This window comes from Pinisolibacter sp. DMC19 (genome assembly GCF_056313985.1).
Genome location: NZ_JBQUZF010000003.1, coordinates 1 through 22748 on the forward strand (window position 1 = coordinate 1; position 22748 = coordinate 22748).

The 22748-nt window shown below is 71.0% G+C and carries 15 protein-coding genes and 1 tRNA gene; 4 read left to right on the plus strand and 12 right to left on the minus strand.

What is annotated here, in order from left to right; genetic code table 11:
- The 3 genes from ACT53U_RS08195 to ptsP form a co-directional block, all read right to left on the minus strand.
- Positions 1–521, minus strand: a 521-nt coding sequence (locus ACT53U_RS08195) for a fructose PTS transporter subunit IIB (protein ID WP_476154031.1), incomplete at its 3' end; no start/stop codon positions are given.
- 54 nt (positions 522–575) lie between these two features.
- Complete coding sequence (pfkB, locus tag ACT53U_RS08200) at positions 576–1532, minus strand: 1-phosphofructokinase (RefSeq protein ID WP_476154033.1); 957 nt, start codon at positions 1530–1532, stop codon at positions 576–578.
- Positions 1529–4033: a phosphoenolpyruvate--protein phosphotransferase gene (ptsP, locus tag ACT53U_RS08205; protein ID WP_476154035.1), complete on the minus strand. Its 2505-nt coding sequence runs from the start codon at positions 4031–4033 to the stop codon at positions 1529–1531. The genes pfkB and ptsP overlap by 4 nt, the downstream gene beginning before the upstream one ends.
- A gap of 166 nt (positions 4034–4199) precedes the next feature.
- Between ptsP and ACT53U_RS08210 the strand changes: the two genes are divergently transcribed.
- The gene (locus ACT53U_RS08210) at positions 4200–5183 is read left to right on the plus strand and encodes a LacI family DNA-binding transcriptional regulator (protein WP_476154037.1); all 984 of its coding nucleotides are present in this window, start codon (positions 4200–4202) and stop codon (positions 5181–5183) included.
- 77 nt (positions 5184–5260) lie between these two features.
- Here ACT53U_RS08210 and ACT53U_RS08215 read toward each other — a convergent pair whose 3' ends face one another.
- From ACT53U_RS08215 to ACT53U_RS08250, 8 genes are all read right to left on the minus strand, one after another.
- Entirely contained in the window at positions 5261–5878 is a 618-nt protein-coding gene (locus ACT53U_RS08215; protein WP_476154039.1) for a 2,3-bisphosphoglycerate-dependent phosphoglycerate mutase, read from the minus strand.
- Between the two features lie 24 nt (positions 5879–5902).
- Positions 5903–6721, minus strand: a complete 819-nt coding sequence (gene dapB, locus ACT53U_RS08220) for a 4-hydroxy-tetrahydrodipicolinate reductase (protein ID WP_476154040.1) — start codon at positions 6719–6721, stop codon at positions 5903–5905.
- Positions 6722–6940: 219 nt separating this feature from the next.
- Complete coding sequence (gene dnaA, locus ACT53U_RS08225) at positions 6941–8380, minus strand: chromosomal replication initiator protein DnaA (RefSeq protein ID WP_476154042.1); 1440 nt, start codon at positions 8378–8380, stop codon at positions 6941–6943.
- 169 nt (positions 8381–8549) lie between these two features.
- On the minus strand, positions 8550–8996 hold the full coding sequence (locus ACT53U_RS08230) for a rhodanese-like domain-containing protein (RefSeq protein WP_476154044.1): 447 nt from the start codon (positions 8994–8996) through the stop codon (positions 8550–8552).
- Positions 8997–9672: 676 nt separating this feature from the next.
- The gene (gene rpsT / locus ACT53U_RS08235) at positions 9673–9939 is read right to left on the minus strand and encodes a 30S ribosomal protein S20 (protein ID WP_476134407.1); all 267 of its coding nucleotides are present in this window, start codon (positions 9937–9939) and stop codon (positions 9673–9675) included.
- Positions 9940–10217: 278 nt separating this feature from the next.
- Entirely contained in the window at positions 10218–10988 is a 771-nt protein-coding gene (locus ACT53U_RS08240) for an enoyl-CoA hydratase (protein WP_476154046.1), read from the minus strand.
- Between the two features lie 128 nt (positions 10989–11116).
- Positions 11117–12031, minus strand: a complete 915-nt coding sequence (mutM, locus tag ACT53U_RS08245; protein WP_476154048.1) for a bifunctional DNA-formamidopyrimidine glycosylase/DNA-(apurinic or apyrimidinic site) lyase — start codon at positions 12029–12031, stop codon at positions 11117–11119.
- Between the two features lie 22 nt (positions 12032–12053).
- Positions 12054–13496 (minus strand): peptidoglycan-binding protein, encoded by a 1443-nt coding sequence (locus ACT53U_RS08250; RefSeq protein WP_476154050.1) that lies wholly within the window; start codon positions 13494–13496, stop codon positions 12054–12056.
- A 261-nt stretch (positions 13497–13757) separates the two neighbouring features.
- Here ACT53U_RS08250 and ACT53U_RS08255 point away from each other — a divergent pair, with 261 nt between their 5' ends.
- Positions 13758–19019 carry an alpha-2-macroglobulin family protein gene (locus ACT53U_RS08255; protein ID WP_476154052.1) on the plus strand — a complete coding sequence of 1754 codons (5262 nt, stop codon included), beginning with the start codon at positions 13758–13760 and terminating at the stop codon, positions 19017–19019.
- A gap of 32 nt (positions 19020–19051) precedes the next feature.
- Entirely contained in the window at positions 19052–21184 is a 2133-nt protein-coding gene (gene pbpC / locus ACT53U_RS08260; RefSeq protein ID WP_476154054.1) for a penicillin-binding protein 1C, read from the plus strand.
- A gap of 21 nt (positions 21185–21205) precedes the next feature.
- Here the strand turns inward: pbpC and ACT53U_RS08265 are convergent, their stop codons facing one another.
- A complete protein-coding gene (locus ACT53U_RS08265) occupies positions 21206–22099 on the minus strand; it encodes a DMT family transporter (protein ID WP_476154056.1) in 894 nt (297 codons plus the stop codon).
- 321 nt (positions 22100–22420) lie between these two features.
- On the opposite strand from ACT53U_RS08265, the gene ACT53U_RS08270 reads away from it, so the two are divergent.
- Positions 22421–22497, plus strand: a tRNA-Arg gene (locus ACT53U_RS08270).
- Positions 22498–22748 lie beyond the last annotated feature (251 nt).

Genomic DNA, 22748 nt, shown 5'->3' on the forward strand with positions numbered 1-22748 from the left:
TCGGCGGCGATGATGACGAGGTCGGCGCGGGCGATCTCCTCGGCCGTCAGCGCGTTCTGCGAACCGACCGACCCTTGAGTCTCGACTTTGACCGCATGACCCAGCGCCTTGGCGCCGTTCTCCACGCCTTCGGCCGCCATGAACGTGTGGGCGATGCCGGTCGGGCAGGAGGTGACGGCGACGATGAACTTCGCGGCCGGTGCTGCGGCGGGCGCAGCAGTGGCGAGGCCGAGGCCGGCGAGCGCACCGGCGGCATCCGCCAGCGCCGCATCGAGGCTGACCGCGACGGTCTTCTTGCCCGCGAAACGATCCGCGCCGGCATCGCCGTCGCCGACCATCAGGACGCCACTCGCGTCCGCGATGTCCTCGGCCGAGAGCGGCTGGGCCGACTGGCCGCCCGTGCGGGTCTCGACCACGAGCGTGGCGCCGGCCGCGACCGCGGCCTTCTTCAGCGCCTCGATCGCCAGCAGCGTCTGGGTGCCGCGGCCTTCCGCCGCGACGACTGCGATGAGCTTCGTCATGCCTTCCTCCTGTCGGGGCTCGCCCCCGCTTCTCGATGAATGCGGATCGTCCGTTCAGTCGAACCGGCGGATGTCCACCCGCCGGGCGATGTCTTCCACCGCGGCCGGATCCCCGAGATGGGGACCGATGCGGTCGAGCTTGGCGGTCGCAAAGGCGACCGAAAGTCTGGCGATGCGGTCGAGCGACCCGCCTTCGGCGAGGGCTGCGACCATGCCGGCGACCATGGCGTCGCCGGCGCCGACGGTCGAAACCGGGGTCTTCGGCGCGACGCGGGCGGCGAGTGCCGCGGTCGCGTCGACGAAGAGCGCGCCCTCGGCGCCGAGCGAGACGACGACGAGCGCGATGCCGCGCGTGACCAGCTCGCGCGCCGCCGCGACGAGATCGGCCGTCGTCGGCAGGGCGCGATCGAGCAACGCCTCGAGTTCCGCCCGATTGGGCTTGATCGCATGCGGCAGGCGTGTGACGGCAGGCGCCAGCGCCGCAGCGAGCGGTTCGCCCGAGGTGTCGAGCACGACGCGGGCGTCTTCGCCCGCAAGGTCGGCGACCATCTGCGCCCAGGTGTCGGCGGCAAGCCCCTCCGGCAGCGAGCCGGCGAGGACGACCGGCGCGCCGGGCTCGAGATCGCGCAGCGCCGCCGCCCAGACCGCATGGACGAGGCCGGCATCGACGACGAGGCCGGGCAGGTTGACGTCGGTCGTCTCGCCGACGCCGGTCTCGGCGATCTTGATGTTGGTGCGGGTCTCGCCGGGCGCGCGCACGAAACGGTCGGCGATGCCCTTGGCGGCGAAGAACTCGGCGAAGACGTCGTCGTTGGTGCGGCCGAGCACGCCGGTCGCGGTGACGGCCGCGCCCCAGTCGGCGAGGCAGCCGGCGACGTTGACGCCCTTGCCGCCGGCGTTGGACTGGGCGGTGCGGGCGCGCTGGACGTGGCCGAGTTCGAGCCGGTCGACGGTGATCGTCAGATCGATCGCCGGGTTGAGCGTCACGGTGACGATGGCGGGACGGGTCATGACCGGCCTCCGTCGAGCGCGCGGACCTGATCGGCGCTCTCGCACGCCAACGCCCTTTCGGCGAGCGCCCGGAGATCGGCCCGGCTCGCCGAGCGAAGCCGCGCCTTGACCGCCGGCACGTCGCGCGGCGTCATCGACACCTCGTCGACCCCGAGACCGGCGAGCAGCGCCGCGCCGAAGGGATCGCCGGCGATGCCGCCGCAGACGCCGACCCAACGGTCGTGCGCCGCGGCACCGGCGACGGTGCGCTCGATCAGCCGCAGTACGGCGGGATGCAGCGCGTCGGCCTCGGCCGCGAGGTCGGGATGCTGGCGATCGATCGCCAGGGCGTATTGGGTCAGATCGTTGGTGCCGATCGAGAAGAAGTCGACGTGAGCCGCGAGCGCGTCGGCCATCAGCGCTGCGGCGGGCACCTCGACCATGATGCCGACCGGCACCACGGGGGCGTCGAGCTCGGCGCGGATGCGTTCGCAGGCGGCGCGCAGCTGCAGCACCTCGCCGAGCGAGGTGATCATCGGCGCCATGATCGACAGGCGGCCGCCGGCCTTGGCGGCGCGATAGATCGCACGCAGCTGCGGCTCGAGCAGATCGGGGCGACGCAGCAGCAGACGGGCACCGCGGACGCCGAGGAACGGGTTCTCCTCGTGCGGCAGGTCGAGATGGGCGACCTGCTTGTCGCCGCCGATGTCGAGCAGGCGGACGATCAGCGGGCGACCGCCGAGTGCACCGGCCATGGCGGAATAGATCTCGGCCTGTTCGTCCTCGCTCGGGCTCGCCGAACGCTCGAGGAACAGGAACTCGGTCCGCATCAGGCCGACGCCCTCGGCGCCCATGTCGAGCGCCAGCGCCACCTGCTCGGGCGTGTTGGCATTGGCGCCGATCTCGACGCGATGGCCGTCGGTCGTCACCGCCGGGGCGGCGCGATCGGCCGCCTCGCGGTCGGCGCGGGCATGATCTTCGGCGAGACGGGCCTCGAGCGCCGCCTTGGCGGCGTCGTCCGGTCCGATCCACAGCCGGCCGGCGCTGCCGTCGACGATCACCTCGGTGCCGTCGGCGAGATCGAGCAGGGCATTGCCGCCGGCAACCAGCGCCGGCAGGCCCAAGGTGCGGGCGAGGATCGCGGTGTGCGAGGTCGGCCCGCCCTGGGCGGTGGCGAGGCCGACGACCTTGGCGGTGTCGAGGCCGGCGGTGTCGGACGGCGTCAGGTCGGGGGCGACGAGGACGATGCGGCCTTCGGGCAGCGAGATGCCGCCGTCGGCGGTCTCCGGCGCGAGGCGGGCGAGCACGCGGCGGCCGACGTCGCGCAGATCGACGGCGCGGGCGGCGAGCAGCGGATTGCCCAGTGCCGAGAGCGACGCGGCGGTGCGCTCGACCGCTTCGTGCCAGGCCCAGGCCGGCCCATGGCCTTCGACCATCAGCTGGCAGGCGAGCGTGACGAGATCGGTGTCGGCGAGGAACTCGGCCTGCGCCTCGAAGATGCCGCCCTCGGAGCCGCCGATGCGGCGGCGGGTGTCGTCGGCGAGTGCGGCGAGTGCCTGACGGGTCTCGGTGATCGCCGCGTCGAGCGCGGCACCGCCTTCGATCAGGCCGACCGGCACGTCGGGAACAACGAGTTCGGCCGGCTTCAGAACATGGACGCGGCCGAGCGCCAGACCGGGCGAGGCCGAGATGCCGAGGATCGACGGCAGCGCCGACGGCGGCGTCCAGCCCTGCGCCACGGCCGCCTTGGCCGCGGCCTTGGCGGCGTCGGCCTTCTCCTGGGCGGTGAGGCCGGTGATCGCCGACTGGAGGGAAGCGAGAGCGGCGCTCGCCTCGGTGCCTTCGGCCGAGACCACGACGGTCTCGCCCGCCATCAGGCCGAGCTGGAGCAGCGACACGAGGTTCTTCGGATCGGCGACCCGATCGGCGACGCGGATGCGCAGCCGCGCCGGGGTGCGGCGCGAAATGTCGACCCAATGGGCCGCCGGGCGGGCGTGGAGCCCGTTGGGATAGTCGCAGACCCAGGTGAAGCGCTCGGCGAGGTCGGTCGCCGGCTCGGCCGCGGCAACGGGCGTGACGACGGCGTTCTCGTCGAGGGCGCGCAGGATGGCGCCGGCATCGGTCGTGGTGGTCAGCGCCGAGAGCGCCGCATCGTCCTGCAACAGGCGGGTCAGCCGCCGAAGCATGGCGATGTGGGCATCGGACTGGGCGGCGATGGCGACCAGCAGGCGAACGGTCTGGCCGTCGTTCCAGGTGACGCCGTTGGGGATCTGCAACACGGCGAGGCCGTTGTCGCGGATCAGGCCGCGGTCCTCGACCATGCCGTGGGGGATCGCCACGCCGTGGCCGAGATAGGTCTCGGCGACGGTCTCGCGGCGGAGCATCGATTCGACATAGGCCGGATCGATCCGGCCGGTCGCGACCAGCATCTGCGCCGCCTCGCGAATGGCGGCTTCCTTGGTGGCCGGGGTCGCGCCGAGGCGGACCAACTCGGACGTGATGAGCGACGGCGCATTGGTCATTTTCGGATCCCTTCCTCCCGGGTTCTTGATGTGTATTGAAAACGTTTTCACATCATTCGTCAACAGGCAATGCATTGCAATTTCGCAACTTTTCTGCAAATATATATGCTGCGCTGCACCATGATTCAGGTGCGTTTCAGGAAACGCCACAGGAACGATTTCACGTATGTCGGTCGGGATCAAGGATGTCGCCAAGGCCGCCGGCGTGTCGGCCGCCACCGTGTCACGGGTGCTCGGCAACGGCCCGGTCAGCGCCGACCTGCGCGAGAAGGTCGAAGCGGCCGTGCGGGCAACCGGTTATCGCCCGAACCTCTCGGCCCGGCGCCTTCGCTCGCAGCATTCCCGCACCATCGGCCTGATCGTCTCGGACATCCGCAATCCGTTCTTCACCACCCTGTCGCGGGCGGTGGAGGACGCCGCCTACCGCGCCGAGATGCGCGTGGTGCTCTGCAACACGGACGAGAATCCGCAGCGCGAGGCGATGTATCTGCGTCTGATGCAGGAGGAGCGGATCACCGGCCTGATCTACGCCCCGACTCGCGCCGCCGCCGGCACGCTCGGGTCGCTCGACTTCGACTTCCCCGTGGTGCTCGTCGACCGCGCCGGCCCGCTCGATGCCCACGACGCCGTGGTGATCGACAATGCCGGCGCCGCCGGACAGTTGGTCGGCCACCTCTCCGACCAGGGCCATCGCCGCATCCTCGGTCTCTTCGGCAACACCTCCTCGACCGCCGTCGAGCGCCACGACGGCTATCGCGCCGCCATGGCCGCCCGCGGCCTCGAGCCCGATGCCGTCTTCGTAGCCCCGAACGACCAGGCCGCCGCCGCGGCGCTCACCGAGCGGCTGGCGAGCGGCCTGCGTCCCGACGCGGTCGTCGTCTCCAACGGCCTGATGCTGCTCGGCGCCTATCGCGCCATCCGCGCCGCCGGCCTCGAGACGCCGCGCGATCTGGCGCTCGCCGGCTTCGACAACGAGACCTGGACGGAACTGGTCGGCCCCGGCCTCACCGTGATGGAACAGCCGGTCTCCGAGATCGGCCGCACCGCGATGGAACTGCTCTTCGAACGCCTGCGCACGCCGGAGATGGCGCCGCGCAAGATCGTTCTTTCCGGCCGGCTGGTGGTGCGCGGCTCGTCCGTCCGGGTCTGACGTCGCTCACGGGCAGACACGAAAACGGCGGCCGGATCGCTCCGGCCGCCGTTCGCTTCTTCGGATCGGGCGTCGCCTCAGGCGAGGTCTTCGCCCGAGATCACTTCGCCGTTCGCGTCGAGGCGATAGACGATCGGCGCGCCGGTCGCCAGTTCGCGCTTGAGGATCTGCTCGGGCGTGAGCTTCTCGAGCTTCATGATCAGCGCCCGCAGCGAGTTGCCGTGGGCGGCGACGATCACCCGCTTGCCGGCCTTGAGGTCCGGCAGGATGTGGGCGTCCCAATAGGGCAGCACGCGGGCCGCGGTGTCCTTCAGGCTCTCGCCGCCGGGCGGGGGAACGTCGAAGGAGCGGCGCCAGATGTGGACCTGTTCCTCGCCCCACTTCACACGGGCCTCGTCCTTGTTGAGGCCGGAGAGATCGCCGTAGTCGCGCTCGTTCAGCGCCTGATCACGGGTGATCGGCAGATCGGTCTGGCCGAGCTCGGTCAGGATCAGGTCGAGCGTGTGCTGGGCGCGCGTCAGCGCCGAGGTGTAGGCGAGGTCGAAGACCAGGCCCTTGGCCTTGAGCTTCTGGCCGGCGGCCTTGGCCTCGGCGACACCCTTCTCGGTCAGGTCGGGGTTCTTCCAACCGGTGAAGAGGTTCAGCTTGTTCCATTCACTCTCGCCGTGGCGGCAGAGGACGAGCAGTCGTTCCATGCGTATGGCTCCCTGGAAAGGATGTCAGGCCTTCGGAGAAAGGCCCAGTACGTCGGCCATGGAATAGAGGCCGGGTTTTCGCCCCATGCCCCACAACGCCGCCTTGACGGCGCCGCGCGCGAAGATCGAACGATCCTCCGCGCGATGCGTGAGCTCGATGCGCTCGTGCGGGCCGGCCAGCACCACCATGTGGTCGCCGACGACGGTGCCGCCCCGGAGCGTCGCGAATCCGATGTCGCCCATGCGGCGAGGGCCGGTGTGGCCGTCGCGCGAGCGGACCGAATGCGCGGAAAGGTCGACGCGACGGCCTTCCGCCGCCGCCTGGCCGAGGAGGAGCGCCGTGCCCGAGGGCGCGTCGACCTTGGCGCGATGATGCATCTCGACGATTTCGACGTCGTATTCCGGCCCGAGCGCCCGGGCGGCCTCGCGCACCAGCTGGGCCAGCAGATTGACGCCGAGGCTCATGTTGCCGGACTTCACCAGCACCGCGTGGCGGGCGGCGGCGGCGAGCTTGGCGTCCTCGGCGGCCGAGCAGCCGGTGGTGCCGACCACGTGGACGATCCGCGCCTGGGCCGCCAGTTCGGCGAAATGCACGGTCGCCGCCGGCACAGTGAAGTCGAGCACGCCGTCGGCATGGGCGAAGGCGGAGAGCGCGTCGTCGGTGATCTGGACGCCGAGCTTGTCGATGCCGGCGATCTCGCCGGCATCCCGGCCGATGTCGGGTGACCCGGCGCGCTCGATCGCGCCCGAGAGCATCGTGCCCTCGGTCTCGGTCACCGCCCGAATCAGGGTCCGGCCCATGCGGCCGGACGCACCGACCACGACGAGACGCATGTCCGCCATGAACAAATCTCCCGTGATCGCTCCGGCCGCTCCGCGCGCGCCCCGCGCCGCCGTACCGGCGATCCCGAGCCTCGGATACGTCACACGCCCGGCGCGTGCAAGCACCGGAAAGGTCGATCAGCGCTCCCCCGGATGCATGAGCGGGTGGGGGAGGGCGTGAGACGACGAAGGGCCGCGGTCGCCCGCAGCCCCTCGCCGAATGGAAATTCGCGTGCCCGATCAGACGTCGAGCAGGCGCTTCAGCATTTCGATCTCGTCGGCGAAGGCACGATCGGCGCCGGCCATCTCCTCGATCTTGCGGACCGCGTGGAGAACCGTGGTGTGGTCGCGATTGCCGAAGCGGCGGCCGATCTCGGGCAGCGAGCGCGGCGTCAGCGATTTGGCGAGATACATCGCGATCTGGCGCGGACGCACCACCGTGCGGGTGCGACGGGCCGAGAGGAGGTCGGCCTTGGTCACGTTGAAGTGCTTGGAGACGACCCGCTGGATGTCTTCGATCTTGATCTTGCGCGGTTCGCGGGCTCTGAGCAGGTCGCGCAGCGCGGCCTCGGCCATCTCGAGATCGACCTGACGGCCGGTGAGCTGGTTGTGGGCGACGAGACGGTTGACCGCACCGTCGAGGTCACGGCCCGACGAGGCGACGTTCTCGGCGACCCAGTCGACGACGGCGGCCGAGATCTCGAGGCCCGGATTGGCGCGCTTGGCGGCGTCGACCCGGTGGGCGACGATACGCCGGCGAAGTTCCACGTCCGGCGCGGCGATCTCGACCAGCAGACCGCCGGCGAGGCGCGAGCGCACCCGCTCGTCGAGCGTCTCGAGGTCGGCGGCCGGGCGATCGGCGGCGATCACCACCTGACGGGCACCGTCGATCAGCGAGTTCAGCGTATGGCAGAACTCCTGCTGCACCTGCTTGCCCTGCAGGAACTGCATGTCGTCGATCAGCAGCAGGTCGATGCCGCGCAGCGCTTCCTTGAAGGCGATCGCCGACTGGGCCATCAGCGCCTGCACGAAGCGGTACATGAAGTGCTCGGCGGTGAGATAGAGCACCTTGCGGCCCTGGGCGCGGGCGGCGTTCGCCACGGCCTGGAGGAGATGCGTCTTGCCCAGCCCGACCGAGGCGTGGATGTAGAGCGGATTGAAGGGCACGGTCTCGCCCGGACGCACGTCGGCGACGCGGCGGGCGGCGGCGAGCGCCAGCGAATTGGAGCGGCCCTCGACGAAGCTGTCGAAGGTGTGACGCGCATCGAGCGGGCTGCCGGCGAGCTCGTCGTCGGACCGCGCGGCGGAGGCGGTCGCAGAACGGGCGGCGGGACGGGGTTCGGACGCGTTGGAGGCGACCAGCGTCGGTGCCGGACGCTTCGGCGCCTCGGCGGCCTCGCGGGCCCCGGCGGTCGGACGCATGGCGGAGCGGACGGCGAAGTCGATCTGCGTGACCTGGCCGAAGCTCTCGCGGAAGAGCGCCAGCAGGCGGTCGCGATAGCGGCCCTGCAGCCAGTTCTTCAGAAAGCGGGTGGGCACCGACAGGTGCACCGTGTCGCCGGCGAGCGCCTCGAATTCGACGCGGGCGAACCAGCTGGTGAACACGTCCTCGCCCAGCTCGACCCTGAGACGCACCTTGATGCGGTCCCATTCGTCGCGAGGATCGGTCTCCCGGGTCATCGCACGTGCCTCCATCGTCGTCCGCCTCTCTGCTCTTCTGTCGAAACCGGCGCCTGCCGATTCCGGAGGGTCCCGGTGCCTCGCTCGTCCGTGACGAGGCGACGAAACGCCGTCCCCCGGAGTGCCCTCCGGAGGTCCACTCGTTCCGGCCGAAGCCGGTCGCACGCAATCAGGATTGGGTCCAGGGCAACCCGCGGGCCTTCCAGCCGGCGACGGTACCGCGATGGGCGGACCGGTCCGGCGGACCCTCGAAACCGCCGGAGACGTTGAGACAACGGCTCCATCCGGCTTCGGTCATGGCGATCGCGGCATATTTGCTGCGAACGCCCGAACGGCAGAGGAAATAGATCGGCGCATCGGTCTCGACGCCGTCTCCGGCGAAAAGCTCGGAGAGCTTCGCGACGAAGTTCGGGTCGGCCGCCATGGAGGGGAAGACCTGCCACTCGATGGTGACCGGCCGCTTGCCGATGTCCCTCAGGTCGGGCAGGCCCACGAAGGACCATTCCGCCGTCGTACGGACGTCGACGAGGACGGCGCGCGGGTCCGAAGACAGCGACGCCCAAGCCTCCTCGGGCGCCACGTCACCGGCGTAGCCTCCCGTGTCCGAAATCGACATGACAAAAAACCCCCAAGCTTCCGGTCTTCGCCCGGAAGGCCCCGAAAATTTCCAGCTGATGTTCGTGGAGTTTCTTCCTGTGACCGACTATCGCCCGTCACACAGAAGTAGATCTGCACGCAAAGCCCGAAAGGGTATCTCTTTTTACGCGAACTTTTCGCTTCTCTGCTTGTTGCGGCTTCGAAACGACGTCGTGTCGCGAAAGATACCCTCCGTTCTTCTCGTGAGAGCGGGGTCCCCGTGCCCCGATGGCCAATATGTACACACCCCCCGCGACCGACGCAACGTCTCAAAACGCCGTCGCGGCCCCTCGACGCATGCATGCAACACCCCACCGCCCGCCGACCTCCGACAAGTCCTTCCGACTCAATCGAGTTCGGCGCCGGATTCGGAAAACCCCGATCTGCGACATTCCATCAAGGACGCCACGTCACGTTTCACGCGAGACGGCGAAGAATCGTCGATGCTCGCGAGGGGTCGTGATGACCTGCCATCAAGTCATTGAATTATCGTGGTATTTCTTGGCAGGCGGAAAAGCTGTCGAAGCCGTCCGGAAAGCGCTTTCGGACGAGATCGGGTACCGCGTCTGGACGTCGTCCAACCGCAGGTAGAAACAAAAAACCCGGGTCGCGAGACCCGGGTTCAGAGCATTTCACACGCGGTCGCGAGGGGCCGATCAGGCGCCGAGCGACTTCACGCGGCTGGCCAGACGCGAGATCTTGCGGGAGGCCGTGTTGCGATGGACGATGCCCTTGGAAGCGGCGCGCTGCAGCTCCGGCTGGGCCGCCTTGAGGGCGGCGGCGGCGGCGGCCTGGTCGCCCGAAGCGATGGCTTCCTCGACCTTGCGCACGAAGGTGCGGACGCGCGAACGACGGGACTTGTTGACCGCGGTGCGACGCGCGATCTTGCGGGCCGCCTTCTTGGCGGACGGCGTATTGGCCATGGACGAGCCTCTCCTGGATCTCGACCGTGCCCGACCTCAAGAGCCTGACCGATCTCCCCGCGGGGAGAGCGGCCGCGGGCGGGCCGACACGTAATATGGAACATGTGGGCGGCGGAACGAGCCGCCACCGAGTGGGCGAGCTTATAACCGCGGCGTCCCGGCCCGTCAACGGGCGCGAAGGCCAATTCGGCCGGGAACGCGTCGGGTTTCTCGCCCTGTCGGCGAAGGATCGGCGCCGACGCCCCTCGAGGACGGCGAGCGATCGGCGCCGAGGCGCCTCAGGGGCGGAAGTTCGGCTTGCGCTTCTCCAGGAAGGCCGCCATGCCCTCCTTCTGGTCGGGGGTGGCGAAGACGCCCTGGAACACCCGCCGTTCGAAGCGCAGGCCTTCCGAGAGCGTCGTCTCGAAGGCGCGATCGATGCACTCCTTGGTCAGCATCACCGACGGCAGCGCGAACTCGGCGATCTCGGTGGCGATCGCCACCACGGCGTCGACGAAGCCTTCCGCCGGCAGCACGCGGGCGACGAGACCGGAGGCCTCGGCCTCCTTCGCATCCATCAGCCGGCCGGTGAGGCAGAGATCCATCGCCTTGGCCTTGCCGACGGCGCGAGTCAGCCGCTGGGTGCCCCCGGCACCCGGCAGCACGCCGAGCTTGATCTCGGGCTGGCCGAACTTGGCGGTCTCGGCGGCATAGATCGTCGCGCACATCATGGCGAGCTCGCAGCCGCCGCCGAGCGCGAAGCCGGCGACACCGGCGATCACCGGCTTGCGGGCGCGCGCCACGCGGTCCCACGAGGTGATGAAGTCGTCGACATAGGTCTCGGGGTAGGTGAGCGGCTGCATCTCCCTGATGTCGGCGCCGGCCGCGAAGGCCTTCTCCGATCCGGTGATGACGATCGCGCCGATCCCGGCGTCCGCCTCGAACACGTCGAGCGCCGCGCCGACCTCCGCCATCAGGGCGGAATTGAGCGCGTTGAGCGCCTTCGGGCGGTTGAGCGTGATCAGGCCGACCCGACCGCGGGTCTCCACCAGGATGTTCTCGTAGGCCATGGGGCGTCCTTTCCCGTCGGGCGGCGCGTCGCGGCCGCCTCGTCGTCCCAAGGGCTAACGGAGCGGGCGACGACGGGCAACGCCCTCTTTCGCACGACCCCTCTGCGGAAATCCGCGTGGGGCCCGCGTCAACGCCCCCGGCCGCCCGCGCGCTGGCAGCGCGGGCAGAAGAAGGTCGACCGGCCCGACTGCACCACGCGTTCGACGACGCCGTCGCAGGAGGGCCGCGGGCAGGGCTCGCCCTCGCGGTCGTAGACGGCGAAGGCGTGCTGGAAGTAGCCGAGCTCGCCGTTCGCCTGGCGATGATCGCGCAAGGAGGAGCCGCCCGCCTCGATGGCCTCGCCGAGCACCGCGCGGATGGCTTCGGCGAGCGTGACGAGCTGCGCCGTCGCCCCACCCTTCGCGGTGACGGTCGTGCCCGCCTGCCGCCGCGGATCGAGCTTTGCCCGCCACAGCGCCTCGCAGACATAGATGTTGCCGAGGCCGGCGATCAGCTTCTGGTCGAGCAGCGCCGCCTTCAATGGCGTCGCTTTGCCGGCGAACAATCGTCCGAGCAGGTCGCCGTCGAGTTCGTTGCCGAGCGGCTCGATGCCGAGCCCGGCGATCGAGGGATGGGCGGGAAGGTCGGCACGGGGCACGAGATCCATGAAGCCGAAGCGGCGCGGGTCGTTGTAGGTGACGCTCGCCCCCTTCGGCAGATGCGGCCCTTCGAGATGGAAGACCACGTGGTCGTGCGCCGCCGCCTTGTCGCGGCCGTGGTGGAAGACGCCGGGCACCGCCTCGTCGTCGCCCCCGCGGATGCGGAACGAGCCCGACATGCCGAGATGGGCGATCAGCACCTCGCCGGAGGAGAGATCGGCCAAGAGATACTTCGCCCGCCGCCCGAGCGCCGTGACGGTGGTGCCTTCGAGCCGTTCGACGAAACGGGGCGGGAAGGGGGTGCGCAGATTGGCGCGGCGCTGTTCGACGCCGACGATCCGCGCGCCTTCCATCACCGGCGCGAGACCGCGCCGGACGGTTTCCACCTCGGGCAGTTCGGGCATCGCGTCTCCTCGGGGTCGCTCGTCACTTCTCGCAGACGACGGCGACCAGTCTGGCGCCGAGCGTCGCGACCGCGCCGGCGCTGGTGAGCGTCTGGGTCGGCCCCGGCGGTTCGATGCCGCCGCCGGCCTTGCCGACGAAGTCCGTCAGCGCCGCCGCAGGGATCAGCCGGTAGTCGGCCGACGGCAGGATGCCGGCGATCGACCGGCTCTCGTCCGGCCGGTCGGCGACGAGGCCGACGAGACGGCCGGAGGCGTCGAGCACCGGCGCCGAGAAGCCGCCCGGCTGCAGCGCGGCGCCGACGCCGGTTGCGGTCGCCCGGCCGGAGACGACCGTCGTGCCCGCGGCGCCACGCATCACCACGATCTCCGGTTCGCCCGGCGCCGGCGGCGCTTCGGCGAGCCGGATCGGCGGCACGGTCCCGGTCTCGGCCCAGGAGACGAGCGCCAGCGTCTTGGCGTCGTCGAGGCCGGCGACGGCGACGGCCCGTCCGGCGACCTTGACCTCGCGACAGGCCGCGACCGCGGCGGCCGCGACGATGGCGCGGCCCGGCGCGACCAGGAGGCCGGTTGCCGAGAGGGCTGTGGGAACGGCGATGGGCGGGGCGGTCTTGGCCGTTTCGGGCGTGGAGACCTGCGCCGGCTTCGCGGTCGGGGTGGCGATCGTGTCGCGCGGATCCGGCGTCTTGAAGTCGGGGCGGAAGGACGAGGCGGTCGCCAGCACGACGCGGTCGAACTCGGCGCCGACCGACGGGTCGGAATAGACGATGAAGCCGCGCACCCCGTCGCCGAAGCGTTCGAAGCGGGCATAGCCGCGCTTGGAGCCGACGGTGTCGGTGATGACGAACCAGTCGGGCCTGAGCACGGCATAGCCGACCTTGTGGGTCGGCCCTTCCTGCTTCAGCCGCTCGAAGAGCTGGGCGAGGTCCTGTTTCGCCACGGCATAGGCGCGATAGTCGATCTTGCCGTCCTTCGAGGTCCAGCGCGTGCCGCCCTCCGCCTTGGCGCCCTTGCCGAGGAGCTTCACCGGCATGCCGAGGCGGACACCGGTCGCGGCATCGTCGACGAGGGCGAAGCCGACCGCCTCGCGCTTCTTCTTCTCGGTCTCGGCGAGCCGGGCGATCGCCGGCGGCGTCGGCATGCCGTCGGCGACGAAGCCGTGGCGGGCCTGGAAGGCGCGGATCGCCTCGAAGGTCATGCGGCCGAAGGTGCCGTCGATCGCACCGGTGTAGTCGCCGGTCCACAGCAGACCCGACTGGATCGCCCGGCGCTCGGCTTCCGGCCGTGCGTCCCAGCCGGCGCGCGCGGTCTCGAGCTCGGTCGCGGCGGGAGCCGCCGCCGTCGTGGCCTTCGGCGTGTTCTGCGCATCCTGGGCGAAGGCGGGGAGGGCGGTCAGGGTGAGCGCGGCGGCGAGGAACGGGGCGGCGGCCTGCGCGCGGCGCGGTCTCTGGGTCCTGGCGGGGGTCATGGCGCGGCGTCCTTCCTCGATCCGGCGATCGGTCGGCGCGATCTTCTCAGACGGCCGCCGCCGCGTCGAGGGGGCGGACCGACGGCAGAGGCGATCGGCCGCGAAGATCACGCTTCGATGACGCTTTCGCACGCCGTCTCATCCTCATTTCGCTCGCGCCGCCGTCACGGGCCGGTGTTATGATCCCGCCCCCGGATCGCCCTCGACCGCGATCTGCAAGGCCCCGCGACCGCGGGCGCCCGACGGGTGGGAGGACAAGCCGTGCGTCACTTCCTCGAGACCTTCGCGATCGCCGCCGCGCTCTGCCTGTCCCTCGTGGCCGGCGCCCCTTCGAGCCTCGCCGCCGAGAAGACCTTCGTCCGCGACGAACTGGCGAGCGACGCCGTCCGTCTCGAGGCCACGGTCAAGGCCCGACCGCGCACCACCTCCGACCCCGCCCAACTGCGCAAGGAGGCCGACGCCGCCTTCGCCGCCAAGAACACCGTCCTGCTCGAAGAGGTGACCGCCCGCCTCGTCGCCGTGCTGCCCAAGGACTGGCAGGCCTGGCAGCGCTACTCGATCGCACTGGCCTCTCTGCAACCCGCCGACTGGCAGGCGAAGTTCGAGGCGCGCCGCAACGCCCATGCCGCCGCCTATCAGGCCTATCGTCTGGCGCCCGGCCCGCGCGAGGAGGCGGTGGCGCTGACCACGCTGGCCGAGACCTACGTCCGCGCCGAGGAACCGCGTGCCGCCATCGAGGTCGTCCGCCGCGCCGTGCGCATCTCGCAGATCCCGGAGGCGGTGGCGCTCTACGATCGCCTGCGCCCGGAATTCGGCTTCAAGGTCGACGAGTACAAGGTCGACAACGACGCCGCGAGCCCGCGCGTCTGCTTCACCTTCACCGAGGACCTGAAGACCGGCGGCAAGGTCGATTACACGCCCTTCGTCGCCGTCGCCGGCCTAGCCAATCCCGCCGTGACGGTCGAGACCCGCCAGCTCTGCGTCGACGGGCTCGAACACGGCAAGCGTTACGGTGTCGTGCTGCGCGCCGGTCTGCCCTCGACCGTCGGCGAGGATCTGCCGAAGTCGCTCGACTGGGACATCTATGTCCGCGATCGCTCGCCGCAGGTGCGCTTCACCGGCCGCAACTACGTCCTGCCCTCGACCGGTCAGGAAGGCCTGCCGGTCGTCTCCGTCAACACGCCCTCGGTCGACATCGCGATCCATCGCATCGGCGACCGTTCGCTGGGTGCGGCGATCCGCGAGGAGACCTTCCTCGGGTCGCTCGACGGCTACCAGACCCGCAAGCTGACCGACGAGAAGGGCCGTCTGATCTGGACCGGCACGCTCGACGTCAAGACCGAGCTCAACAAGGACACGGTCACCGCCTTCCCGGTCACCCAGGCCGTCGGCAAGATGGAGCCCGGTCTCTATGTCATGACCGCCCGCCTGCCCGGGCCGAAGACCCCCGACGGCGAGGACGATGCGGACGCCTACGAGAACCGCGCCACCCAGTGGTTCGTCGTCTCCGATCTCGGCCTCACCGCCTTCTCCGGCGACGAGGGCCTCGTCGTGCTCGCCCGCTCGCTCGGCACGGCCAAGCCCGTCGCCGGCCTGACGGTACGGCTGCTGGCCAAGAACAACGACGTGCTGGCGACCGCGACGACGGAAGCCGACGGCCGCGCCAACTTCGACGCCGGCCTCGCCCGCGGCTCCGGCGGCCTCGCCCCCGGCGTGGTGGTGGCCGAGGACGGCAAGGGCGACTACGGCTTCCTCGATCTCGTCCGCGAACCCTTCGACCTGACCGATCGCGGCGTGAAGGGCCGTCTGCCGCCCAAGGGGCTCGACGCCTTCGTCTCGACCGAGCGCGGCGTCTATCGCACCGGCGAGACCGTCAACGTCACGACGCTCCTGCGCGACACCCGCGGCGTCGCCGTGCCGAACGTGCCGCTGACGCTGGTGGTCCAGCGCCCCGACGGCGTCGAATATCGTCGCGCCTCCGTCGCCGATCAGGGCGAGGGCGGCCGGGCGTGGTCGCTGCCGCTGCTCTCGGGCCTCCAGACGGGCACCTGGCGCATCCGCGTCCATGCCGACCCGAAGCGCCCGCCGATCGGCGAGACGACCTTCCTCGTCGCCGACTACGTGCCCGAGCGCATCGACGTGACGCTGACGCCGGCGAAGCCACTGCTCGCCGCCGGTGAGCCGGCGGTCGTCGCGGTGCGCGCCGATCACCTCTACGGCGCCCCCGGTGCCGATCTCGAGGTCAAGGGCGACGTCTCGGTGGAGCTCGCCCCGTCCACCACCGTTCCCGGTCTCGAAGGCTATACCGTCGGTCTCGACGACGAGAGCTTCGAGGCCGTCTCCAAGGAGCTCGAGGAGACCGGCTCGACCGACGAGAAGGGCGAGGCGCGCATCACCGTGCCGATCCCGCCGACGACCGTTTCGCGGCCGCTCCAGGCCAAGATCGACATCGCCGTCGCCGAAGCCGGCGGCCGTCAGGTCGAACGCGTCGTGACGCTGCCGATCCTGCCCGCCGGGCCGGTCATCGCGGCCAAGCCCCGCTTCGCCTCCGGCGGTCTCTCCGCCGGTTCCAAGGCCGAGTTCGACCTCGCCTACGCCCTGCCCGACGGCGCCCGCCGTGACGCGAAGGGCGTGAAGTGGGAGCTCCTCGCCGAGGATCGCCGCTGGCAGTGGTTCATGTCGGAAGGCAAGTGGTCGTCGCAGGTGGTCAAGACCCACCGCCGTATCGCCGACGGCGCGATCGACGTCGGCATCGGCGACCCCGCCCGCCTCTCGCTCCCGGTCGACTGGGGCTCCTATCGACTGGAACTGAAGACCGCCGACGGCGCCCGTACCTCGCTCGGCTTTTCCGTCGGCTGGTCCGGTGCCGACAAGGCCGACAGCCCGGATGTTCTCGACGTCGCGCTCGACAAGACCGCCTTCGGCGCCGGCGAGACCGTGTCGGTGCATCTGAAACCGCGCTTCGCCGGCACAGCCACCGTCGCGATCGTCACCGATCGGGTCGAGGCGATGAAGGTGGTCGACGCCGATCCCGCCGGCACCACCGTGACCTTCCAGGCCGACAAGGCCTGGGGCTCCGGTGCCCATGTCGTGGCGATCGCCCATCGGCCGATGGACACCAAGGCCCGTCGCATGCCCGGCCGTGCCGTCGGCGTGGCGTGGTTCCAGGTCGAGCCCGCCGCCCATGTGCTCGGCGTCGAAATCGGCACCGAGGCGATGATCCGGCCGCGCGGGAGCCTGAAGATCCCGCTGACGATCAAGGGCGCCGAGGGCAAGTCCGCCCGCGTCGTCGTCGCCGCGGTCGACGTCGGCATCCTCAATCTCACGCATTTCGAGACGCCGAACCCCGATCGCTGGTTCTCCGGCCAGCGTCAGCTACCGGTCGATCTGCGCGACCTCTACGGCTTCCTGATCGACGGCATGCAGGGCACCCGCGGCGAGATCCGCGTCGGTGGCGACGGCGGGGCCGGCGACTTCACCGCGCCGCCGCGCGAAGCCCCCTTCGCGCGTTACTCGGGCGTGGTCGAGGTCGGCCCCGACGGCAAGGCGGAGGTCGCCTTCGACGTGCCCGCCTTCAACGGCACCGTCCGCGTCATGGCCATGGCCTGGACGGCGGAGAAGACCGGCCACGCCGATCGCGAGGTGATCGTGCGCGACGCGGTGGTGATCCAGCCGACCGTGCCGCGTTTCCTGGCGCTCGGCGACCGCTCGCAGTTCCACTTCGCGCTCGACAACGTCGAGGGCAAGGCGGGCGACTACCGGGTCGAGCTCGACCTGCGCGGCTCGCTGATCGTTCCGGCCGAGAGCCTCGCCACCACGGTGAAACTCGCCGAGAAGGGCCGCGCCGCCTTCACCGTGCCGGTGACGGCCGCCGGCATCGGCCCGGCCTCGGTCGCCGTGCGCCTGACCGGCCCCGGCATCGACGCCACCCAGACGGCGAGCTTCCCCGTCGCCCCGCCGACGACCGAGGTCTATCGCCGCAGCGTCAGGCAGTTGCCCGCAGGCGGTTCGGTCGAGATCTCGGACGCGCTGCTCACCGACTTCCTGCCGGGGACCGGCGCGGTGTCGGTGGCGGTGTCGCCGTGGTCGGCGCTCGACGTGCCGGCGCTGCTCCGGGCGCTCGATCGCTACCCCTACGGCTGCTCCGAACAGGTCGTCAGCCGCGCCCTGCCGCTGCTCTATGTCGACAAGTTGGCCACCTCCGACGCCCTCGCCCTCGACGAGGACGCCAAGGCACGGATCGACACCTCGATCGACCGTCTACTGGCGCGCCAGACCTCGACCGGCGGCTTCGGTCTGTGGAGTGCCGCCGGTGACGACGATCTCTGGCTCGACGCCTATGTCACGGACTTCCTGACCCGGGCCCGCGAGGCCGGTCACGCCGTGCCGCAGAAGGCCTTCGACCAGGCGCTCGACCGCCTGCGCAACTCGGTCACCGGCTCCAACGAGCCGCAGGCCAAGGACGCACCCGAGACCGCCTATGCGCTCTATGTGCTGGCCCGCAACGGCCGCCCGGTGATGGGCGACCTGCGCTGGCTCTCCGACCAGAAGCTCGACCTGTTCCAGACGGCTTCCGCGCGCGCCCAGCTCGCCGCCGGTCTGGCGCTGCTCGGCGACACGACGCGGGCCGAACCGCTGTTCAAGGCGGCGGTGGCCAAGCTCACGGCCGACGAGAAGACCCGCGTCTGGCGCACCGACTACGGCACGCCCTTCCGCGACGGCGCGATGACGCTGGCGCTGATGGCCGAGAGCCGCCGTCCGCCGGCCGAATGGGCCGACGTGGCGGCGGCGATCGAGCGCATGCGCGATGCCCGGCCGCAGACCTCGACCCAGGAACAGGCCTGGGCGGTGCTGGCGGCCTCCGCGGTTGCCGATCAGGCCAAGGGTCAGAAGGTGAGCATCGAGGCGCGCGGGGCGACGAAGGAGACCACCGGTCCCTTCTTCCGCACCTTCCGCGCCGAGGAACTCGCCGCCGGCCCGGTCAAGATCGCCGCCGCGACGACCGGCGAGGCCAAGGTGCCGACCCGCGTCGTGGTGACGACCTCGGGCCACCCGATCACCCAGGACGGCCCGGCCTCGAGCGGCTACACGATCACCCGCACCCTCCACACGCCCGACGGCGCCAAGGCGGATCTCGCCAAGATCCGCCAGACCGACCGGCTGGTGGTGGTGCTGAGGATCACGGAGCCCAAGGCCGAGAACGCCCGCATCGTCGTCACCGACCGCCTGCCCGCCGGCTTCGAGATCGCCGATCCCAAGTTGGTGGCGAGCGGCGACACCGACGCCTTCGCCTGGCTCGCCGAGGCGCCCGCCGCCACGACGACCGAGTTCCGCGACGATCGTTTCGTCGCCGCCTTCGATCGCTCGCCCGATCAGCAGGCGGTGTTCGAGGTGGCCTACGCGGTGCGCGCCGTCTCGCCCGGCCGCTTCGTCCAGCCGCCGGCGGTGGTCGAGGACATGTACCGGCCCGAGCGCTTCGGCCGCACAGGCTTCGGCACGATCGAGGTGGCGCCGCGCAAGTGACGGCGCGGGGCGATGGCCAGGAGGCTCGGCCGGTGACACGCGCGGGCGGAAAGAGCGGTGACGGGGCTGGGCGTCGCGACGCCCAACCCCTCGTCGCGCGCGTCCTCTTCGCTGCCGCCTTCGTCCTCGCCCTCGTCGGCTGGGGCCTCGGCGCGCTGAGGACGACGCTCGACCGGCTGCCGCCGCTCGATGCCCGCCTCCTCCACGGCCGCTCGACCGTCGTCGTCGATCGCGAGGGACGCCTCCTGCGCCCCTATCTCACCGCCGACGGCCGCTGGCGCCTGCCGGTCGGCCTCGACGACGTCGATCCGCGCTTCGTGAAGCTGCTCTTCGCCTTCGAGGATCGCCGTTTCGAGAGCCACGGCGGCGTCGACGCCCGCGCGGTGCTGCGCGCCGCCGGCCAGGCACTCGTCAGTCGCCGCGTCGTCTCCGGCGCCTCGACGCTGACGATGCAGGTCGCCCGCCTGCTCGAACCGCGCGAGACCCGCGATCTCGCCGCCAAGGCGACGCAGGCGCTGCGCGCCCTCGATCTCGAGCGCCGCTTCTCCAAGCGCGAGATCCTCGAGCTCTATCTCGCGCTCGCCCCCTACGGCGGCAATCTCGAGGGCGTGCGCGCTGCCTCGCTCGCCTGGTTCGGCAAGGAGCCGAGGCGCCTGTCGCTGGGCGAGGCCGCCGCCCTCGTCGCCCTGCCGCAGTCGCCCGAGACGCGGCGGCCCGACCGTTTCCCCGAGGTGCTGCGCAAGGCGCGCGACCGGGTGCTCGCCCGGGCGCTCTCCGCCGGCATCGCCTCCGCCGCGGACGTCGAACACGCCCGCGCCGAGCCGATCCCGAACGGGCGTCGCCCCTTCCCGACGCTCGCCCCCCATGTCGCCGACGATCTCGTCGCCGAGACGCCCGATGCCGGCATCATCCGCGCGACGATCGATGCAGCCCTCCAGAAGACGCTCGAGACCCTGGTGCGCGAGCGGGTCGAGACCTGGGGGCCGGACCAGTCGGCGGCGATCGTTGTGCTCGACACCGCGACCGGCGCGTTGCTCGCCTCGGTCGGCGGCCCCGACTATTTCGCCAAGGACCGCGCCGGTGCGGTCGATCTGACGCGCGCCGTGCGCTCGCCCGGCTCGGCCCTGAAACCCTTCGTCTATGCCCGCGCCTTCGAGGACGGCATCGCCCATCCCGAGACCATCCTCGAGGATCGCCCCGCCCGCTGGGGCGCCTGGGCACCGGAGAATTTCGATCAGGGCTGGGTCGGCACGGTGACGGCGCGTCGCGCGCTGCAACAGTCGCTCAACATGCCGGCGGTGGAACTGCTCGAGGCGATCGGCCCGCAGGCGTTGATCTCGCGTCTGCGCTCGGCCGGCGCCGATCTGGTGACCGGTCGCGACGGACCGGCCGGCCTCGCCGTCGGCCTCGGCGGCGTCGGCATCCGGCTCGAAGACCTCGCTCTGCTCTATGGCGGCTTCTCGCACGGCGGCGCGACCGCGCCGGTCGTTCGCCGGCTCGAGGACGTGAAGTCCGCCCCTGTTCGCCGCCGTCTGACCGATCCGGTCGCCGCCTGGTACGTCGCCGACGTGCTGCGCGGCGCCCCGCCGCCGCCCAATGCTCTGCAGGGCCGGCTCGCCTTCAAGACCGGCACTTCCTGGGGCTACCGCGACGCCTGGGCGGTCGGCTTCGACCGCCGCCGAGTGATCGCCGTCTGGGTCGGACGCCCCGACGGCCGCCCGGTGCCCGGCCTCGTCGGCCGCATGGTGGCGGCGCCGCTGCTCTTCGACGCCTGGCAGCGCATGGGCGGCCAGCCCGAGGGCATCCCGAAGCCCCGCGGCGTGCTCCAGGCGACGACGGCGACCCTGCCGCCGCCCCTGCGCCATCTGCGCCGCGACGTGCCCAAGACCCTCGCCGCGGTGACGCGGCCGCGGCTCGAGATCACCTTCCCGCCCGACGGGGCCCGGCTCGACGTCGGATTCGCGGATGGAGCGGGCGCCGATCCGGTGTCGCTCGAGGCGCACGGCGGCGTGCCGCCCTTCGTCTGGCTGGTCGACGGCCGCCCGCTCGCCGACGCCGACGGCCGCCGCAGGAGCCTGTGGCTTCCTTCGGGGCGCGGCTTCTCGCGGCTTTCGGTCATCGACGCGACCGGGGCCTCGGCGAGCGTGGAAGTGCGGGTGGAGTGAGGCCGCGCCCTTCGGGGGGGCTCAGGCCTCCGGGCGCTTCAGCCCGAGGGCGCGTTCGCGCAGCACGATGGCGATGCCCGAGGCGACGATGATCGCCGAGCCGACCAGGACGATCACGCTCGGCCACTCGTCGAAGAACCACCATCCGGTGCCGATCGCCCACAGCATGGACGAATATTCCAGCGGCGCGATCACCGAGGCGTCGGCATGGCGATAGCCGAGCGTCAGGAAGATCTGGCCGATGCCGCCGAACAGGCCGACGGTGATCAGCATCACCAGTTCGAAGGGCGTCGGCATCACCCACCACGACACGGTGGCGAGCGAGGCGACGGCGCTGCCGAGCGAGAAATAGACGACGATGGCGCCCGGCTTCTCGGTGCCGGCGAGGTTGCGGATCTGGATCTGGGCGAAGGCCATGAAGATCGCCGAGACGAAACAGAAGGCCGCGCCGGTCGCCGCCCCGCCGTCCGTCAGATGGTCGAGATCGCCGAGGTGGGGCGACAGCACCACCAGCACGCCGACGAAGCCGACCGCCACCGCCATCCAACGATGGATGCGCACCACTTCGCCCAGGACGAGCGCGGCGAGCGCCACGGTGAGGAGCGGTGCGGCATAGGTGATGGCGAGGCTGTCGGCGAGCGACACGCGCTGCACGCCGGCGAACCAGAAACCCATGGCGGTGACGCCGACGACCGAGCGGATCAGATGGCCGCCGGGCCGGTCGGTCTTCAGCCCGTGGCGCAGCTGCCCCTGCCACGAGACCATGGCGAGCACCGGCACCAGAGCGAAGAACGAGCGGAAGAACACCACCTCGCCGGCCGGCACGCGTTGGCCGAGCATCTTCACCCCGACGAGCATCGCCGCGAAGGCGAGGGTCGAGAGGATCTTGAAGAAGGGGCCGAGAAGGGCCGGCATCGAGGGTCTTTCGCGTGTCGGGGAGGGGCGCCGATCGGACCCGTGGAATCCTTCCGTCGGAGCGCCCCTGTATAGCCGTGCCGTTTCGTCGCGCCCAGTGCAGGGAAAGCCGATCTCGTCTGCGTCGCGCCGATGTTCGCCGCCCGCCCGTGCCGTCGCCGGCGACGGCACGGGCGGGCGAGGACGGCTTTGTTCCGCCGTCTTTTTTCGCCCCTGGGGAAAAATCGCGTCGATCGACGACGAGGGGGCTTGCCCCCTGCGTCGGAACCGTTTAGAGAACGCCTCCGACGCGGGGGGCACGCTCCTTGCGCCGACAGGCAGGCGCCCGTAGCTCAGCTGGATAGAGCACCAGACTACGAATCTGGGGGTCAGAGGTTCGAATCCTTTCGGGCGCGCCATTCCTGAACACGAGAGAGAACCGCGGTCGGAGCTTCGCTCCGAGGCTCGGCTGCGCATCGGGCGAGGACCGCCTTCGATCCGCCGATCAGGATTTCTCGGTCGTTCGCCGTCACCTCTCCGATCACCAGACGCGCATGGGCATGCCCGCAGTTCGGCCGTGCCGCGCTGCAGCCGCCCGCGCCTTCGCCGCGGGTGCGTTGCCCGCCTTCGTGTCGGCGAAGACCTGCGGCGACGGCTCGGGGTGCTGCGG

Bases quoted from the DNA above. Each gene is read 5' to 3' on its own strand.
- rpsT (WP_476134407.1), bottom strand. From the start codon at position 9,939: ATGGCCAATACGCCGTCCGCCAAGAAGGCGGCCCGCAAGATCGCGCGT.
- ACT53U_RS08240 (WP_476154046.1), bottom strand. From the start codon at position 10,988: ATGGCCTACGAGAACATCCTGGTGGAGACCCGCGGTCGGGTCGGCCTG.
- mutM (WP_476154048.1), bottom strand. From the start codon at position 12,031: ATGCCCGAACTGCCCGAGGTGGAAACCGTCCGGCGCGGTCTCGCGCCG.
- ACT53U_RS08210 (WP_476154037.1), top strand. From the start codon at position 4,200: ATGTCGGTCGGGATCAAGGATGTCGCCAAGGCCGCCGGCGTGTCGGCC.
- dapB (WP_476154040.1), bottom strand. From the start codon at position 6,721: ATGGCGGACATGCGTCTCGTCGTGGTCGGTGCGTCCGGCCGCATGGGC.
- ACT53U_RS08265 (WP_476154056.1), bottom strand. From the start codon at position 22,099: ATGCCGGCCCTTCTCGGCCCCTTCTTCAAGATCCTCTCGACCCTCGCC.
- ptsP (WP_476154035.1), bottom strand. From the start codon at position 4,033: ATGACCAATGCGCCGTCGCTCATCACGTCCGAGTTGGTCCGCCTCGGC.
- ACT53U_RS08250 (WP_476154050.1), bottom strand. From the start codon at position 13,496: ATGACCCCCGCCAGGACCCAGAGACCGCGCCGCGCGCAGGCCGCCGCC.
- ACT53U_RS08215 (WP_476154039.1), bottom strand. From the start codon at position 5,878: ATGGAACGACTGCTCGTCCTCTGCCGCCACGGCGAGAGTGAATGGAAC.
- dnaA (WP_476154042.1), bottom strand. From the start codon at position 8,380: ATGACCCGGGAGACCGATCCTCGCGACGAATGGGACCGCATCAAGGTG.
- ACT53U_RS08230 (WP_476154044.1), bottom strand. From the start codon at position 8,996: ATGTCGATTTCGGACACGGGAGGCTACGCCGGTGACGTGGCGCCCGAG.
- pfkB (WP_476154033.1), bottom strand. From the start codon at position 1,532: ATGACCCGTCCCGCCATCGTCACCGTGACGCTCAACCCGGCGATCGAT.